Annotated in this window: 18 protein-coding genes; 13 read left to right on the forward strand and 5 right to left on the reverse strand. The window is 66.6% G+C overall.

Translation table 11 applies throughout. From position 1 onward, the window contains the following. Positions 1-29 precede the first annotated feature (29 nt). On the reverse strand, positions 30-812 hold the full coding sequence (locus P5W99_RS15510; RefSeq protein WP_421026075.1) for a GntR family transcriptional regulator: 783 nt from the start codon (positions 810-812) through the stop codon (positions 30-32). A gap of 182 nt (positions 813-994) precedes the next feature. Between P5W99_RS15510 and P5W99_RS15515 the strand changes: the two genes are divergently transcribed. The 7 genes from P5W99_RS15515 (at position 995) to P5W99_RS15545 (ending at position 8,017) form a co-directional block, all read left to right on the forward strand. Then, complete coding sequence (locus tag P5W99_RS15515; protein ID WP_421026076.1) at positions 995-2,275, forward strand: cyanate transporter; 1,281 nt, start codon at positions 995-997, stop codon at positions 2,273-2,275. A gap of 241 nt (positions 2,276-2,516) precedes the next feature. Beyond that, positions 2,517-2,954, forward strand: coding sequence for a hypothetical protein (locus tag P5W99_RS15520; RefSeq protein ID WP_421026077.1), 438 nt, complete (start codon positions 2,517-2,519; stop codon positions 2,952-2,954). A 369-nt stretch (positions 2,955-3,323) separates the two neighbouring features. Next, positions 3,324-4,010, forward strand: a complete 687-nt coding sequence (locus tag P5W99_RS15525; RefSeq protein WP_421026078.1) for an NADPH-dependent FMN reductase — start codon at positions 3,324-3,326, stop codon at positions 4,008-4,010. Positions 4,011-4,362: 352 nt separating this feature from the next. Then, positions 4,363-4,647, forward strand: coding sequence for a transcriptional regulator (locus P5W99_RS15530; RefSeq protein WP_421026079.1), 285 nt, complete (start codon positions 4,363-4,365; stop codon positions 4,645-4,647). Between the two features lie 64 nt (positions 4,648-4,711). Beyond that, a complete protein-coding gene (locus P5W99_RS15535) occupies positions 4,712-5,644 on the forward strand; it encodes a ferritin-like domain-containing protein (protein ID WP_421026080.1) in 933 nt (310 codons plus the stop codon). A gap of 41 nt (positions 5,645-5,685) precedes the next feature. Next, positions 5,686-7,140, forward strand: coding sequence for an indoleacetamide hydrolase (gene iaaH, locus P5W99_RS15540; RefSeq protein ID WP_421026081.1), 1,455 nt, complete (start codon positions 5,686-5,688; stop codon positions 7,138-7,140). A gap of 73 nt (positions 7,141-7,213) precedes the next feature. Continuing rightward, the gene (locus P5W99_RS15545; protein ID WP_421026082.1) at positions 7,214-8,017 is read left to right on the forward strand and encodes a transporter substrate-binding domain-containing protein; all 804 of its coding nucleotides are present in this window, start codon (positions 7,214-7,216) and stop codon (positions 8,015-8,017) included. Positions 8,018-8,083: 66 nt separating this feature from the next. On the opposite strand, the gene P5W99_RS15550 is transcribed toward P5W99_RS15545, so the two are convergent. Then, positions 8,084-8,524 carry a hypothetical protein gene (locus tag P5W99_RS15550; RefSeq protein ID WP_421026083.1) on the reverse strand — a complete coding sequence of 147 codons (441 nt, stop codon included), beginning with the start codon at positions 8,522-8,524 and terminating at the stop codon, positions 8,084-8,086. Between the two features lie 135 nt (positions 8,525-8,659). Here P5W99_RS15550 and P5W99_RS15555 point away from each other — a divergent pair, with 135 nt between their 5' ends. The 5 genes from P5W99_RS15555 (at position 8,660) to P5W99_RS15575 (ending at position 12,418) form a co-directional block, all read left to right on the forward strand. Next, positions 8,660-8,794, forward strand: coding sequence for a hypothetical protein (locus P5W99_RS15555; protein WP_421026084.1), 135 nt, complete (start codon positions 8,660-8,662; stop codon positions 8,792-8,794). A gap of 211 nt (positions 8,795-9,005) precedes the next feature. Then, entirely contained in the window at positions 9,006-9,287 is a 282-nt protein-coding gene (locus tag P5W99_RS15560; RefSeq protein ID WP_421026085.1) for a FeoA family protein, read from the forward strand. Then, positions 9,284-11,143 carry a ferrous iron transporter B gene (gene feoB / locus P5W99_RS15565; RefSeq protein WP_421026086.1) on the forward strand — a complete coding sequence of 620 codons (1,860 nt, stop codon included), beginning with the start codon at positions 9,284-9,286 and terminating at the stop codon, positions 11,141-11,143. The genes P5W99_RS15560 and feoB overlap by 4 nt, the downstream gene beginning before the upstream one ends. Next, a complete protein-coding gene (locus tag P5W99_RS15570; RefSeq protein WP_421026087.1) occupies positions 11,140-11,451 on the forward strand; it encodes a DUF6587 family protein in 312 nt (103 codons plus the stop codon). The genes feoB and P5W99_RS15570 overlap by 4 nt, the downstream gene beginning before the upstream one ends. Positions 11,452-11,629: 178 nt before the next feature. After that, positions 11,630-12,418: a CDP-diacylglycerol diphosphatase gene (locus P5W99_RS15575; RefSeq protein WP_421026088.1), complete on the forward strand. Its 789-nt coding sequence runs from the start codon at positions 11,630-11,632 to the stop codon at positions 12,416-12,418. On the opposite strand, the gene P5W99_RS15580 is transcribed toward P5W99_RS15575, so the two are convergent. After that, positions 12,348-12,851 (reverse strand): MarR family winged helix-turn-helix transcriptional regulator, encoded by a 504-nt coding sequence (locus tag P5W99_RS15580; protein WP_421026089.1) that lies wholly within the window; start codon positions 12,849-12,851, stop codon positions 12,348-12,350. The genes P5W99_RS15575 and P5W99_RS15580 overlap by 71 nt on opposite strands. Before the next feature lie 66 nt (positions 12,852-12,917). Here P5W99_RS15580 and P5W99_RS15585 point away from each other — a divergent pair, with 66 nt between their 5' ends. After that, positions 12,918-13,391 (forward strand): carboxymuconolactone decarboxylase family protein, encoded by a 474-nt coding sequence (locus P5W99_RS15585; protein WP_421026090.1) that lies wholly within the window; start codon positions 12,918-12,920, stop codon positions 13,389-13,391. A 232-nt stretch (positions 13,392-13,623) separates the two neighbouring features. Here P5W99_RS15585 and P5W99_RS15590 read toward each other — a convergent pair whose 3' ends face one another. Then, positions 13,624-14,790, reverse strand: coding sequence for a DUF4382 domain-containing protein (locus P5W99_RS15590; RefSeq protein WP_421026091.1), 1,167 nt, complete (start codon positions 14,788-14,790; stop codon positions 13,624-13,626). A gap of 105 nt (positions 14,791-14,895) precedes the next feature. Continuing rightward, on the reverse strand, positions 14,896-16,914 hold the full coding sequence (locus tag P5W99_RS15595; protein WP_421026092.1) for an acetyl/propionyl/methylcrotonyl-CoA carboxylase subunit alpha: 2,019 nt from the start codon (positions 16,912-16,914) through the stop codon (positions 14,896-14,898). Positions 16,915-16,946 lie beyond the last annotated feature (32 nt).

Genomic DNA, 16,946 nt, shown 5'->3' on the forward strand with positions numbered 1-16,946 from the left:
GCAAGGCGTTCGCCGGTGCGCGCCGGCGCTCAAGTTGCGAAATCGGCGAACACGGCTTTCAGATCGCGGCGCGCCCGCGCCTGGCGCACCACGCGCTCCTCGATTTCGGCAAGGTGCTCGCGCAGGGTCGTGAGCGCCGCCGCCTGGTCGCCGGCCTCCAGCGCTGCGATGATCTGCCCGTGCTCGTCGGGCGCGCATGAGGTGGCCTTCGACGGATCGAAAAGCGCCTTGTAGAGCTCCGTGCGCGCGACGAGTTGCGCGAGCGCCGCCACCAGCGACGCGCCGCCCGCAAGCTCGGTCAGGATCAGATGGAACTGGCCTGCGAGGCGCACCGCTTCGTCCACGCGGCCCTCGCGCAGCGCCTTCTTCTCGCTGCGCACGTGCGCGGCGAGCTTGCGGCGCATGCCCGCGTCGAGCGCGCCGCACAGCGTCACGGCCACGCCCGCCTCCACCACCTGGCGCGCGCGGTAGGTGGCGCGGATATCTTCCTCGGACGGCGACGGCACGAATGCGCCGCGATTGGGTTCGAGCACGAGCTTGCCTTCGAAACCGAGGCGTGCAAGCACCTTGCGCAGCGCGCCGCGCGTGCAGCCGAACGCCGCCGCGAGCTCGCGCTCCACGAGCTGCTGGCCCGGCGCGAGCTTGCCTTGCAGCAGCGCCGAGTTGATGGAGGCGTAGACGAGTGCTTCGACGTCGTCGGCACTTTCGCCTGGAGCGGGCTCGGCAGGTTTGCCGGCCGCTTCGTCGAGGTGAGCAGCGTGAGGCGGCTCGCCCGCGCGGATGGATCGTGCAGACCGTGTTGTAGAAGCCATGTGAAATCGCGCATGCGAACGGAATCAGGCGGCATTGTAGCGACGCGCATCCACCGATGAAATACGCAGTGCGCGCGCCGCCACGAATTCTCGCGCTATACCCGGCATAGCAGCAGCCGGCATCATTGTCGACAATCATTTTGTATAATGGTTAACCAAAAGTTGCAATTAAGGTTGACCCGATGAGCACGACTTCAGACCCTTTTGACTCTTGCCAGCGCGCCACGGCCGTCGTGTCGGCGCGCACGAGTGCGCTCGTCTGGTACGCCGCCATCGTCGCCATCGGGTTGAACCTGCGGCCGCTGCTCACGTCGATCAGTCCGCTCATGGCGACCATCCGCGATGCCACCGGCCTGTCGTTCTACGGCGCCTCGCTGCTCACGAGCCTGCCCGTAGTCGCGATGGGACTGGGCGCATTCGGCACCGGCATGCTCGCGCGGCGCCTGGGCGAGACCCGCGGCGTGGCGCTCGGCCTCGTCACAATCGCGGCGGCCTGTGCCGCGCGCGCGTTCGCCTCGACGGGCGGCACGCTCATGCTCACGGCCACTGCGGCCGGCGCAGGTGTCGCGGCCATTCAGGCGCTGCTGCCCGCCGTGATGAAGCAGCGCTTCGCACACCGCGTGCCGCTCGCGATGGGGCTCTTTTCGGCATCGATCATGGGCGGCGGCGGCCTTGGCGCGAGTCTGAGCCCGCTGGCCGTGCACCTTGGCGGCTCGTGGCACACGGGGCTCGCCATCTGGGCGCTGCCCGCGCTCGCCGCGCTCGCGCTGTGGGTCGGGCTCAACCGCGGCGCGCAAACCCGCACCAGGCAGGCAGCCCATCCCGGCACAAGCGCGGCCGCCGCCAGCGCCCACGTGCCGGTCTGGCGCAAGCGCCGCGCGTGGACGCTCGGCCTGCACTTCGGCCTCGTGAACGGCGGCTATACGAGCCTCGTGGCCTGGCTGCCCGCCTACTATCAGCAACACGGTGCGAGCGTGGCGGCCAGCGGCTCGCTGCTCGCCGCCATGACCGTCTTCCAGGCCGTCTGCGCGCTGCTGCTGCCGCTTGCGGCAGCCCGCTTCGCGGACCGCCGCCCCTGGCTCATCGCCGGGCTCGCCGCGCAACTGATCGGCATCATCGGCCTCACGGCCTGGCCCGAGGCCGCACCGGTCCTGTGGGTCGCATTCGCGGGTGCGGGGCTCGGGGGCACCTTCTCGGTCTCGCTCGTGACCGCGCTCGACCACTCGGGCGACCACCGCATCGCCGCCAGCCTCGTCGCGTTCGTGCAGGGGCTCGGCTTCGTGATCGCGGCGATCGCGCCAGTCGTGGCCGGCCGCGTGCGCGACCTCACCGGCGGCTTCACGGGCGCATGGATCATGCTCGCGATTTCCATCTCCGCGATGATCGTGCTCACGCTCGCTTTCTCGCCGCACAGCTATGGCCATTGGCTCGGCCGGCATGGCCGCGCCACGCCCGAGGCCTGAGCCGAGACGCTCGCACATCGGTTACCGCATCGACGCCACCCGGACGCAATCCCGGCGCAACATCCACGCAACATTGGTGTGGGATGCTCCGTCAAACGTTTGCATTCACCTCTGTACGAATGTACAGTGCGTGCAGCCGGCCTTCCGCGCCGCGCCCTCCCCTCGGGCGGGCGCGCCAGTCTCGCATCACGCGAGGCCGATGTGGCAAGGCGGGCCGGCTCACCGATACGGAGATCACGACGTGCGATTCATCTTGACGGGGACCTTGCTGTGCGTCCTCGCATCCACCGCGCTCGCTGGGGAACATTACACCGAGGTCTGGAATCCGCCCGAGGCGCGTCAGCCCGAGGCACGCCTGCCCGGCGCGCATCCGTCCACACCCGACAAGAAGGCGCACGCGCACCACGGCACGAAGCACAAGCTCGCCAGCACCGGCAGGCTCGATACGCGCAAGATCGCCGAGCCCGCAGTGCGCGCTTCGGCGGCTACCGTGCCGATGCTGCCCAACAACGCTGCGCCCAACGGCTCGAAGTCGAACCGCGACCGCGTGCCCTTCATCCCACCCCAGATCGGTCCCGACGGCAACGTTCTGCAAGTGAGCTATGCCGCGCCCGCGCGCCGTGCACAAAGCCCGCTCGCGCCCTTGTCCATCGCTCCGTCCGCCGCTGGCGCGCGCTGAGCGCCGCCGTCCCAGAGCCTGCTCGCCGGGTAAATCCGCAGATAAAAAAGAGCCCCGTCACCTTGCGGTGCGGGGCCGAATCCCATGTCAAGGAGATGCTCATGTGCTCCGCATGGGGCCAGCGCTTTGCATGGGACCAGAGTAAGTGCCAAAGCGCCAAGTCCCATCGACAGGAGACCGTTCCATCCTCGCAGTTCTCCTGAAGCGCACCAACCAATGCTTTCAGCTATGCATATCGCGAGTGGCATGCACAGCCACCCCGCCTCGTGGGCATATCCTTAGAAAAAAAAGTCGTTTCGCGCCACGCGGCGTGCTCACTAAGATGGCGCTTTGGGCCTCGACCCCGGCCATGAATCCCAGGAGCACCCCTTGAGCATCCCCGATTCCAGACACCGCCCGCTCGTCGTTGGCATTGGCGGCACGACGCGCGAAGCGTCGTCGACCGAGCGCGCGCTCGCCTTCGCGCTGCGCGGCGCGGAGCAGGCCGGCGCGCGCACGCGGCTGTTCGGCGGCACCTTCTTGCACAGCCTGCCTCATTACGCCCCCGAAAACGCCACGCTCACCGACGCCCAGCGCGAACTGATCGACGCCGTGCGCGCGGCGGACGCCGTCATCATCGGCACGCCCGGCTATCACGGCGGCGTTTCGGGCCTCGTGAAGAACGCGCTCGACACGCTCGAGGAACTGCGCGCCGACGCCCGCCCCTATCTCGACGGCCGCGCCGTGGGCTGCATCGTGACCGCCTATGGCTGGCAAGCCGCGGGCTCGGTGCTCACCTCGCTGCGCTCGATCGTGCATGCGCTGCGCGGCTGGCCGACGCCATTCGGCGCCGGCATCAACACGCTGGAGACGCGCTTCGACAGCGCCCATCAATGCTCAGACGAGAAAGTCGTCGATCAGCTTTTCATGGTCGGCCAGCAAGCCGCACAGTTCGCGCTCGCATTCGGGATTGTGTCCGACACGCAGCGCGCGGCCTCGCAGGCCGGCGCCACACGCGCGATCGCAGCGGGTGCCGGCGCGGCGCGCAATGAAGACCGCCTGAGCGTCGCCGTTTGATGCGTTTCCGGCGTGCCATGCGCGCGCCGCGGCGCCTTCCGCACGCGTCCCGATCCCCCCGTGTTTCACCACGCTGCGCGATTTGCGCGCTAGCGCACACAGGCATGCGCGTTGCGTCATCCAGACCACAGACGCCCCGCGCTGCACGGGCCACATTGAATGCATCCCGTAATCTCGCCTCATCCGGATCAACCTGCTGACCGTTCCCGGCCACCCGTGATTAGCTTGCGACGAATGAGTGGTTCCAGGTGCGCACCGTAGCCCCTACGCTTCCCCCGTACCGGCATACGAGCAACGAGGCGCCCATGCGTAACACGCACCCAGGCAGGAGTACCCGCAGGATCCAGCAGCCATGAACGCACCTATCCGTTACAAGGGCTACGAAGTCGCGCCGAGCGCCCAGCGGCTTCCCAACGGCCTGTACGCCGCCAATCTCACGATCGGCCCGCTTGCAGCCACCCAAACGCCATCGCAAACCGCGACGGCATCCGGCACCGAGGCAAGTCCATCGGAAACGCTGCGCAGCGCACTCGTTTCGTTCGACGCGCTCGACTACTTTTTCGACGAACGCCACGCACTCGCCTACGCATGCCGCTGGGCACGCATGTGGATCGACGAGCAGCGACGCTGCGCGTGAGGTCTCCCCATCCCTTACAGATATGACAGAATAGGAGCCAAATCACCGCCATCCATTACGCTCAATGTCCGACACCCTGACGCATGCAGCCGAAGGCGCTAACGACGAAGACAGCGCCCTCGCCGTCCAGGACGCCGCGCTGCGGCACTGGACTCATGCCACGCCAGGGCCGATCCGGATCGGATCGGATGAGCACCGGACGATGTTCTGCCGGATGCTGCTGGACACGCACGATCCCTATCGCCCGGCCGTGCTCGACTGGCCGACGCTCGAGCCTGACGCGCTGCGGCGCCTGACTTCGCTGCCGATCTGGGACATTGCGGTGCAGACCGAAGGCCGCGCGTCGATCCGCGTGAAAACCTATGCGGCCACCGTGAGCGATCCGCTCCTGCGCGCGGCCATCGAGATGGACGGCGACGAGGAAGCGCGCCACAAAGTCGTGCTCTCGCATCTCGTCGAGGCCTATGGCATCGCCCTCGCGCCCGAACCGGGCTATCCGCCGCCGCAAGACCCCGAGTGGGCGTGGATGTTCACGGGCTACAGCGAATGCATCGACAGCTTCTTCGCATTCGGCCTGTTCCGCTCCGCGCAGCGCTCGGGATTTTTCCCTGCCTCGCTAGTCGAAACCTTCGAGCCCGTGATCCAGGAAGAAGCGCGCCATATTCTTTTTTTCGTGAACTGGGTGGCGTGGTATCGCAAGAATTTGCCATGGTGGCGCCGGCCCTGGCACTCGCTGAAAGTCGGGGCAATCTGGGTCAAACTGGTATGGGATCGCGTGGCGATTGCGCGGGGCATCGATGCCGAAGGCGTTGCGCACGACTCGAACTTCCTGCCCGCCAACCGCGAGGTGCTGGGCGACTCGCTCAAGCCGCGCGAGATGATCGAACTGTGTCTGCGTGAAGACCAGCAGCGCATGAGCGGCTACGATTCGCGCCTCTTGCGCCCGACGCTCGTTCCCGCGCTCGCCCGCCTCGCGCTGCGCTTCATGAAGCCATAGCGGGCGCCGCCACCTGCACGGCCGCACGCGGAGGAAACCGCATGACCTGGACTGTCGACCAGCAACTGGAACTGAGCGCGACGCAAGCCGTCGCGGCCATTCGCGAAGGGCGGGTCAAAGCGACCGACTACGCCGCAACCTTGCTCGCGCGCGCACAGGCGCTGGAAAACCTCAACGCGCTCACGACGCTCGACGTGGAAGGCGCGCTCGCCGCCGCACAGCGCATCGACGGGCTCGGACCGAATGAACGCGCGCACCTGCCGCTGGCCGGGCTGCCCGTGGTCGTGAAGGACAACATCAATACGCGCGGCCTGCAAACCTCCGCGGGCACGCCCGCGCTCGAAGGCTTCCTGCCCGCGCGCCACGCGCCCTCGGTGCAGCGGCTCGTGGATGCGGGCGCGATCGTGCTCGGCAAGGCCAACATGCACGAGCTCGCGTTCGGCATCACCAGCACCAATCTCGCACCGCATGCGGGCCCCGTGCGCAATCCCTGGGATCCCGAACGAATCCCCGGCGGCTCGTCGGGCGGCACGGCCGCCGCCATCGCGGCGCGCATCGTGCCGGCCGGGCTCGGCACCGACACCGGCGGCTCCACGCGCATCCCCGCCGCGCTGTGCGGCATCGTCGGCTTGCGTCCGAGCGTGGGCGACGGCGGCACGCAGCGCCGCTACCACGACCCGCATGCCGTCGTGCCGATCAGCCGCACGCGCGACACGGTCGGGCCGATGGCGCGCACCGTCGCCGACGTCGCGCTCATCGACGGCGTGATCACCGGGCACGGCCCGCTCGCCCGAGCCGCCGTGACGAACCTGCGCGTGGGCTTGCCCGCGCCGTTCTGGTCGGGCCTGGAAGCCGCGACCGAGCGCGTCGCGCGCGCAGCGCTCGCGAAACTCGAAGCGGCTGGCGTAACGCTCGTGCCCGTGGAAATGAGCGAAATTTTCGCGCTCAACGACCGCGTGAGCATGGCCATCGCGCTGCATGAACCGATTGAAGACCTGCAAGCGTGGCTCGACGCAAACCACCCGGGCGCGCGGACCGTCGCGGACGTAGCGGCGCGCATCGCGAGCCCGGACGTGCGCGCGGCCTACGACGCCATCCTCGCCGACGCGCGCGGCAGCGACTACCCCACGGCGATGACGCTCTGGCGTCCGCGGCTGCAGCAGCTCTATGCGCAGACCTTCGCCGCCAGCGGCCTCGATGCGCTGGTGTTTCCAACGACGCGGCTCGCGGCCGTGCAGATCGACGAGATGAACGGATCGTCGAGCGTGTCGATCGACGGCGGCGCGCCCATTGACGAACTGGAGGCATATCTGCGCAATACCGATCCCGCGAGCAACGCGGGCATTCCCGGTCTGGCGCTGCCTGCGGGGCTCACCGATGCGCGCCTGCCAGTCGGCCTCGAGCTCGACGGCCCAACCGGCAGCGACCGCCGGCTGCTCGCGATCGGGCTCGCCTTCGAAGAGATTTTGGGGACGCTGCCGGCACCGGAAATTTGACGCGGTAATATGCCTTCGCGCGGCATCGCGCACTCCACCGCAGTCCTCAATTCGAAAAAACAGGAGACGTGCCATGAAGCTATCGAAGCTCCTTCTTACCAGCGTGCTTGCCGCATCGGCTCTCGGCCTCACCGCCGTTGCCGCTCATGCGGAAGATCTGCTGGACAGCGTGAAACAAGCCGGCGTGCTCAAGATCGGCCTCGAAGGCACGTATCCCCCGTTCGACTCGCGCGACAGCAAGGGCGAGCTGGTGGGCTTCGACGTCGACGTCGCGAAGGCGGTGGCGGCCAAGCTCGGCGTGAAGCCGGAATTCATTCCGACCGAATGGAGCGGCATTATCGCGGCGCTGCAAGCCGGAAAATTCGACGTGATCGTCAATCAGGTGACCATCACGCCGCAGCGCCAGCAGGCGCTCGACTTCAGCCAGCCCTATACCTATTCCGCGGCCCAGTTGATCCAGCGCGCCGACGACAAGCGCGAATTCAAGTCGCTCGACGAGTTCAAGGGCGACAAGAAACTCGGCGTCACGCTCGGCACGAACTATGACCAGATGGCGCGCGCCGTGCAGGGCATCAATGTGCAAACCTATCCGGGCGCGCCGGAAAAGCTCCGCGATCTGGCCGCCAAGCGCATCGACGCCACCATCGACGATCGCTTGATGCTGCCGTACATCATCAAGACTTCGCAGTTGCCGCTACGTCCGGGCGCAGTGCTCAAGGGCGCCAATCAGGAGATGGGCATCCCGTTCCGCAAGGGCAATCCCAAGTTCGAGAAAGCGCTCAACGATGCGCTCACTTCGCTGAAGCAGGACGGCACGCTCAAGAAGATCTCGGAGCACTGGTTCGGCTCCGATGTCACCGTGCCGGTCGCACAGTAATCGCCTGAGCGGCGGTTGCGCGCGCCGCGACCAAACCGAAAGACAACGATGGCGGCGCGCGCGTGATCAGTGGTAGGTCGTCTTCGTCGCTTGCAGCTTCGTTAGCGTGCCGTTCTTGAGCCGGAACCAGCCTTCCGGGCTCTGCATCACCGCTTCGTCGGGCTGCCAGAACACGCGCTTGACCGTCATGCGCACGTTCGCGCGCTGCACGAGCGGCGGATTGCGGTGCAGGTCGTACACCACCGGGCCGTAAGCCGTCTGCACGAGCGTGCGCGTGATCGTGCCGTTCGCACCGACCTCGTCGAAGTGCGTAAGCGTCTTCGCGTCGAAGCGATCGAATTTTTCCCTGTTGAGCATCGACACGAAATCGCGATCGTCGCGCACGAATTGCAGCTCGCCCGACGGCGTGGCGAATGGCCCGGACGCAGTGCTTTGCGCGTGCGCGCCAGTGACGAGCGAGGCGGTGGCGAGAGCGGCCGCGAGCGCGGCGAGTAACAGTCGTTTCATTGTGCTTTCCAGATCGAGCAGCGGCGCCAGCGATGGAGCCACTCATGAATATTCCCGCGCAGCATTCTCGCCAATTTCAGGCATTACGTCGACTCACCCGAATGTGCCGGACGCTGCGGGTTCAGGATGCTGGCGTTGCAAGTCCCGAACGGCGCGCAGTTCCACGACGCGTTCGTCGGCGACAAGGCAATCACCGGCACACTGCACTTGAATCCGCCCAACAGTAGGCCCAAGGTCCGCATGGACCGGATGACCGGCTCGAAGCTCTGAACGCGCTAAAGAGGCACTGAAGACGCACCGAGGGCTGGGGGGCTTCGATGCGGCAAATCGGCACACTAAGCCGCCCGGCTCCCGCTCCGGCGCCGGATCCCCCGCTCCGCGCGGCTTTCGCGCCGATAGCAGCCTGCCCGGCTGCGCCCCCAAGCAGCCGCATCGCCGTTACAATGAGAACCGTTCTCATTTCAATACGACAGAATTCTCCATGCGGTTGACCGACCTGCCCAAGAACGCCGCTGCATGCGTCGAGTGCGTCGAGGATGTCTCGGCACGCGACCCGATCGCCCAGCGCCTGCGCGAGCTCGGCTTCGTGGCCGGCGAGCCCGTGCGCGTGGTGGCGCGCGCGCCGTGGGGCGCCGACCCGTTACTCGTGCAGATCGGCTCGACGCGCTTCGCACTGCGCCGTGCGGAGGCGCAACGCGTGAGCGTGAACCTGAACGCCAGCGCGGGAGCAACCGCTGACGGCGCTCACGGAGCCGCCGCATGAGCCAGGCACCGTTGCGCATCGCCCTCGTCGGCAATCCCAATTGCGGCAAGACCGCGCTTTTCAATCTGCTCACGGGCGCGCGCCAGAAGGTGGCGAACTACGCGGGCGTGACCGTCGAGCGCAAGGAAGGCCGCTTTGCCACGCCGGGCGGCCGCCATATCCAGGTGCTCGACTTGCCCGGCGCCTATAGTTTCGAATCGACCAGCCCCGACGAGCGCGTCACCCGCGACGTGCTGCTCGGCCGCTATCCGGGCGAGGCCACGCCCGACCTGATCGTCTGCGTGGCCGACGCCACCAACCTGCGCCTGCATTTGCGCTTCGTGCTCGAAGTCAAACGCATGGACCGTCCGGTCGTGCTGGCGCTCAACATGATGGACGCTGCGCGACGCCGTGGCGTGGTAGTCGATGTCGCCGCGCTCTCGCGCGAACTCGGCATGCCCGTGGTCGAAACCGTGGCCGTGCGGCGCGGCGGGGCGCACGGGCTCATCGAGCTGATCGAACGCGTGGGCAACGATGCGACGCCCGCTTCACCCGAACACAGCACGAACGACGACGTCGATGCGCGCGCCGATGTGCACACCACGGTCCGGCGCATTCTCGCCGCGACCGTGACCATGCCGCGCGCCACCGATGCGCGCGACGACGCCATCGACCGCTTCGCCCTGCATCCCGTGCTGGGCCCGCTGATTCTCGCGGTGGTGATGTTCCTCGTGTTTCAGGCTGTGTATTCGCTGGGCAAGCCGCTCACCGACGCCATCGGCGACGGCTTCGGCTGGCTGGGCGCCGCCGCAGGCGCGGCACTGCCCGACGGCCCGCTGCGCAGCCTCGTCACCGATGCGCTGTTCGGCGGAGTGGGCACCGTGCTCGGCTTTTTGCCCGAAATTCTGGTGCTGTTCTTCTTCATCCTCGTGCTGGAGGAATCGGGCTACCTGCCGCGCGCGGCCTTCCTGCTCGATCGCCTGATGGTCTCCGTGGGCTTGACGGGCCGCTCGTTCATTCCCTTGCTATCGAGCTTCGCGTGCGCGATTCCTGGCGTGATGGGCACGCGCAGCATCTCCGATCCCCGCGACCGGTTCGCCACAATACTCGTCGCGCCGCTCATGACATGCTCGGCGCGGCTGCCCGTCTACGCGCTGCTTATCGGCGCGTTCATTCCGCACCGGCTGATACTCGGCGTATTCAACCTGCAGGGGCTCGTGCTGTTCGCGCTGTACGCGGCCGGCATCGTGGGCGCGATGGCGGTGGGCTGGGTCATGAAGAAGCTGCGCCGCGACCATGGCGAGCAGGCGCTGCTGATGGAGTTGCCTTCGTACCGCCTGCCGCGCGCACGCGACATCGCCATCGGCTTGTGGGAACGCGGCGCGATCTTTCTGAAGCGGCTGACCGGCATCATCCTCGCGCTGACCGTGCTGATGTGGTTCATCTCCACGTTCCCCTCGCCGCCCGAAGGCGCGACGCTGCCCGCCATCGACTACACGATCGCCGGCTATCTGGGCAACGCGCTGCAATGGCCGTTCGCACCGCTCGGCTTCAACTGGCAGATGAGCCTCGCGCTCATTCCCGCGTTCGCCGCACGCGAAACGGCGGTGGCCGCCCTCGCGACAGTCTATTCAGTGGCGAGCGGCGACGGCGACATTGCCGCGCTCGGCCACACGCTCGCGCAAAACTTTTCGGTGGCCAGCGCGCTTTCGCTGATGGTGTGGTTCGCGTTCGCGCCGCAGTGCATGTCGACGCTCGCCGTGATCCGCCGCGAAACGCGTTCGTGGCGCGCGGTGGCGATCTCGTTCAGCTATATGTTCGTGGTGGCTTATATAGCCTCGTTCATCACCTACCAGATCGCGAGCCGTTTCCTGTGAGCACGAGTCTCGTTCTTCAATATGCGGTTATCGCGCTGCTGGTGGCAGCGAGTCTCTGGACCGCGCTGCGCAAGCTCGCGCCGAAGACGACCACGCGCTGGCAAGCCGCCGCCGCGGCGGCGCTGCTGCGCCCTCAACGCGGTGCATTCGCGCAGCGCATGGGGCGCTTCGTGCAGCCCAAAGGCGCCACCGGCCATTGCGGCGACGGCTGCGACACCTGCGGAACGTGCGGGCCCGCCGACCCAACTTCGCGCGCCGGCGCGGCATCGCGCGAACAACCCGTCACGTTTCACCCGCGCCGTAAATAAACCCGCCACACTGCATCGGCTACACTCGCGGCAGCAAGGCGAGCCCGCGCGAGCGCATCGCGCGGCCCATTTCCGAATTGCCTCATACGTCCGTATAGCGCCGATGCCTCAAGTTTCCTTTGCTGCATCCTCCCTCCGTGCCGCGCGTTTCGCTTCGTTCGCTGCAGCGTTGGCCACCGTGTTGCTCACCACCAGTTGCGTGCGTCTTTCCACGCTCGACTCAAACGGGCTCTGGAAGGTCGTTGGCGAACAATGCGTGCCGAACGCGCGCGACAAAGGCGATCCCGGCCCTTGCACGAGCGTCGATTTCCAGAAGCGCTATGCGGTGCTCAAGGACATCAACGGGCGCGCGCAATATCTGCTGATCCCGACCGACCGCGTGCCCGGCATCGAAAGCCCCGAGATTCTCTATGGCGGATCGCCCGAATACTGGGTTGGTGCGTGGGCCGCGGGCCGTTACGTGGACGCAAAACTAAAGATGACGCTCGCGCCCACACAACTCGGCCTCGAAATCAATGCTTCACAGCGGCGCTCGCAAAACCAGTTGCACATCCATGTCGATTGCATGCGCAACGATATTGCCGACGCACTCGCGCCATATCGCCACGACGCGCCCGGCACGTGGCGCTGGACGACGCTGGACGGCAAGCGCTATCGCGTCACGCGCGTGATGAGCCTCTCCGATCAGGGCAATCCTTTCCGCATCGTCGAGCGCGGTCTGGGGCCGAAGCAAAGCATGGCCGTGCAGACGATTCTCGTGACCGGCGCCGGCCCCGACACCGCGCGCGACGGCTGGCTCGTCGTCAATAGCGGGCTGGACGTGGAAGGCGGCATCGGCACCGCCGAAGGGCTGCTCGATCATTCGTGCGCACTCGCTCGCGCGCCGGGCACGACGCTCACACCGCTTCGTCTTCGCGCGCCAGACGCGCGAGCCAGCGGCGTATCACCTGCTCTTCGTCCTGGGTGAAGCCTTCGGTCATCTGTGCCTCGAGTTTCTTCACGCGCGCGCGGCACTGCTTGAGCAAGATCTCGCCCCCACTCGTCACCTCGATCTGCTGAATGCGGCCGTGCACCGGATGCGGCCGGCGCTCGATCGCGCCGCTGCGTTCGAGATTCGCGACGATCACGCTAACCGTCTGCGGCGTCAGCACCGCGAGCCGCGCAAGATCGGCGCCGGACACGCCGGGATAGGCGGCGAGCATCGTCAGCACCACGAATTGCGGCGGCGTGATGCCGAGATCGGCCAGCGCGCGCTCCATGCGCAAGCGCTGCGCCGCGCCCGCCTGGCGTAGCAGATAGCCCATATGGCCGGACTCGCCACGCTTGCCTTCGCCGGGGGCGGGAATGGGCGCGCTGCGCTCGCCCTGGGTTTTTGTCGCGGATTTCGCGGTCTTGCGCATGATGTCAGAGTTCGAATATGATGTTCGTGCTCTGATGTTATCCGGCAACCGACGCGAGGTCCAGTCATGTCCAGCCCATCCTCCCGCATCAGCTACGAAGACTTCCGGCGCGAAGCCGCCCAGGTGGCCAGCGCGCTTTCGACCATGAGCAAGGCCGTCGACGATTCAGGCCTGGAAAAAACCCTCACCGAGTTGCTGAAGATCCGCGCGTCGCAAATCAATGGCTGCGCGTTCTGCATTCAATTTCATTTGAATATCGCGCGCGAAAAGAACGTGGCGCGCGCGAAGCTCGATCTGGTGGCTGCGTGGCATGAGGCGCCCACGCTTTATAGCGAGCGCGAGCAAGCCGCGCTGGCCTATACGGAAGCGCTCACCTCGAAGGTGCACGAAGGAGTGAGCGATGCGCTGTACCGGAAGGTGGCGGAGCAGTTTCCCGGGGAGCAGTTGGCGTTCTTGACGGCCGCCATCGCCAATATCAATGCGTGGAACCGGATTGCGGTGGCGCTGCGGTTTGCGCCACCGGTGAATGAGGGGACGTAAAGGTCCTAGCAGTTGCCTTTTTTCGCCTGACCAGGCGGGCAGAAGCCATTGCCCGGACCGCCTTGGGGCGCGACCACGACGCCCGCCGGCGGCGGCACGTATACCGCGCACCCGCTCAATCCCAGCCCTGCCGCAGCCAGAAGCCCAATCGCGATTTTTTTCATCTCGTTCTCCGCAACAAAAGGAAAGGGCCGCAAGCGACCCTTTCCAATCATACTGCCTGATTCGTCATTCAAAACGCGAAGTTGACACCCGTCGGGTTGGTCGCCGCGTTCACGTTCGCCGACTGCACCGCGCCAGACTCCGCATCGGCCTCGATCGTGTATTGCCCCGCAACGGTCGACGCCGCCGTGAGCGAGATCGGCAGTGCATTCGAGTAGGTCCCGGCGAACGGCGCGCCCGTCGGCAGCGACAGCGCGTAGTTGCCGGTATCCGCATTCGCATTGATAGCCGAGATCTCATACGGACTCCCGCCGATCACCTGCAGGGCGCGCACGAGTGCCTGCGCGGAGGACGTCGCGTTGCCGCTCACGCTGCCCATCGGCGATGCCGGCAGCGTGATGGGCGCGGCCGAGGTCGACACCGGCGTGTCCGCGTTCACCACCACGGGCACCGAGCGGACGATACCCGACGCAAAATCGTTCTCCACGATCACGACGTCGTAGTTGCCCTGCGTCGAGCTCTGGACGAGCGGCGACAGCACGAACTTGCCGGTGCTGTCGGCAATCGTCCCCTTGACGACCTTGCCGTTTTGCTCCGCATACACGGTTGCGCCCGCCTCGGCTTGCGCGACGTAGCCCGAGATCGAACCGCTCACGACGGTGGGCGTCGCGGTCACGACCGGCTTCATCTGATAGCCGCCATTGCCCTTCTGCACGATCGACTTGCACGCGTTGAAGTCGAGGATGAGATCGACGAGTGTGTTCGGCTGCACCGTGAACGGCGTGATGATCTTGTAGCCGCTTTGGGTCGCGCTCGGCGTCGCGAGCGGCTGTTCGGCGCCGCCCGTGGGCACGACCGAGTTCGATAGCGTATTGCCTGTGTTCGGCACGAGCACAAGACGGACTTGCTGATATTGGCCAGCCGGCAGCGCGGTCTGGCCGAGGTCGGCGAGCGCGCCGTTGGTCAGCGACAGCAAGTCGATCTTCTCAGGCGTCGCCAGCGTAATGGTCGACCAGCCGGCGTCGTTGTCACCCGCGTTTGCACTCGCGTTTACCCGAACCTGCGAGACCGTGACGAACACGTGATCGAAGCCGCAAGACGGTGCGTCGGTCATGGCGACCTTCAGCGTGCCGGTCTGCGCGGTGCTGCCGCTATCGCTGCCGCCTCCACCGCCACACCCTGCAAGTGCGAGCGGAATCAGGCCTGTGAGGACTAAAGCCTTCCACGTTGCGTTCATGATGTTCGCCTCCCTCATGTTGTTGGTGCGCGAAGCATAGCTTTTTGTCAGCTCACAGTTTGGACAATTTTGAAACCGATCGTAACAACTCGCTCACCGCTCCGTTCAGCCGGCTTCGAGCACCAGCAGCTGGGCGCCATCGGCCACCTGGTCGCCCACTGCATAAAGCACTTCGGTCACTTTGCCAGCCGCCGGCGCACCGATGGTGTGCTCCATTTTCATGGCCTCCATCACGATGAGCGGCGCGCCCTTCTCCACCACCGCGCCCGCCTCCACGAGCACAGCAATTACCTTGCCCGGCATGGGCGCCGTGAGGCGGCCTTCGCCGTGCTCGGCATCCGCTGCGTGCGCAAGCAGGTTCTGCCACTCGAACGCCATGCTCGCGCCAAGGCAAAACACGTGGAACACGTCGCCGTCGATGAACACGCGGCCCGTCACGCGATTGTTGCCGATGGCCGCCCCGTATTCGTTCGCACCCTCACCACGCCACCACGTGTAGCGCTCCTGGCTACCCACGCATGCGAGCGTCTGTGCGCCGCCGTCATGGGTAAACACCGTCGACAATGTCTTATCGCTTTCGATGTCGCGCCATCCGAAGGTCTGCTCGAAGCCGCCATTCAGACGCCAGTGCGCGAGCGCCTGCCACGGCGATGCGCCCCGGCCCAGGCCACCCTCGCGCGCGATCAGCGCCGCGCTGGCCAGCGCGAGCGCCGCGCGCAACGGCTTCGCTTGAGGCGCGAACAGCGCATCGTGATGACGCTCGATGAGGCCCGTGTCGAGATCCGCATTCGCGAACGGCTCGCAAGTCACGAGCCGGTGCAGGAACTCGACGTTCGTATGCGGGCCGACAACCTCGCACTCTTCCAGCGCGCGCCGCATGCGCGCGAGTGCATCGTCGCGCGTTGCGCCGTGCACAATGAGCTTGGCGATCATCGGGTCGTAGAACGGTGTGATGGTGTCGCACTCGCGCACACCGCTGTCGATGCGCACGCTTGCGCGCTCGCTGCCATCGCCACCATTGCCGATGCTGAACTCGACGCCCGCAGGCATGCGCAAATGCTTGAGCGTGCCCGTCGACGGCAGAAAGCCGCGCGCCGGATTCTCTGCATAGATGCGCGCCTCCAGCGCGTGCCCCGTCACCGTGAGCTGCGACTGTTCGAGCGGCAGCGGGTCGCCCGCGGCCACGCGCAATTGCCATTCGACGAGATCGAGGCCCGTGACCATTTCCGTCACCGGGTGTTCGACTTGCAAGCGCGTATTCATCTCCATGAAGTAGAAGTCCGCGCCCGTCATGATGAACTCGACGGTACCCGCGCCCACGTAGTTCACCGCGCGCGCCGCCGCCACCGCGGCTTCGCCCATCGCGCGCCGCACGCTCGCATCGAGACCCGGCGCTGGCGCTTCTTCGAGCACTTTCTGGTGACGGCGCTGCACCGAGCAATCGCGGTCGAACAGATACACCGCGCCGCCGTGCTTATCCGCGAACACTTGCACTTCCACGTGACGGGGGCGCATGAGGTACTTCTCAATCAGCACGCGGTCGTTGCCGAAGCTGCTCGCGGCCTCGCGCTTGCACGATGCGAGCGCCGCCGCGAAGTCCTCGCTGCGCTCGACCACGCGCATGCCCTTGCCGCCGCCGCCCGCGCTCGCCTTGAGCAGCACGGGATAGCCCATCGCGTCGGCTTCGCGCTGGAGCAGCGCGGGATCCTGGTCGTCGCCGTGGTAGCCCGGCACGAGCGGCACCGCGGCTGCATGCATGAGCGCCTTGGCGGCGGCCTTCGAGCCCATCGCGGCGATCGCCTCCACCGGCGGTCCGATGAAGACGATGCCGGCCGCTTCGCACGCACGTCCGAAATCTTCGTTTTCCGAAAGAAACCCGTAGCCCGGGTGAATGGCCTGCGCGCCGGTCGCCCTCGCGGCCTCGATGATGCGCTCGATGCGCAGATAGCTCTGCTGCGCGCTCGCCTCGCCGATGTACACGGCTTCGTCGCATGCGGCAACGTGCTTGGCGTTCGCATCGGCGTCCGAATAAACGGCCACGCTCTTCACGCCAAGGCGGCGGCAGGTGGCCGCGACGCGGCAGGCAATCTCGCCCCGGTTGGCGATCAGAATCTTGTTGAACATGAGAGGTCTCGCTTTTTGGCTCGGGTTCGCCT

Source organism: Paraburkholderia sp. A3BS-1L, assembly GCF_051125215.1.
Lineage (GTDB): Bacteria > Pseudomonadota > Gammaproteobacteria > Burkholderiales > Burkholderiaceae > Paraburkholderia.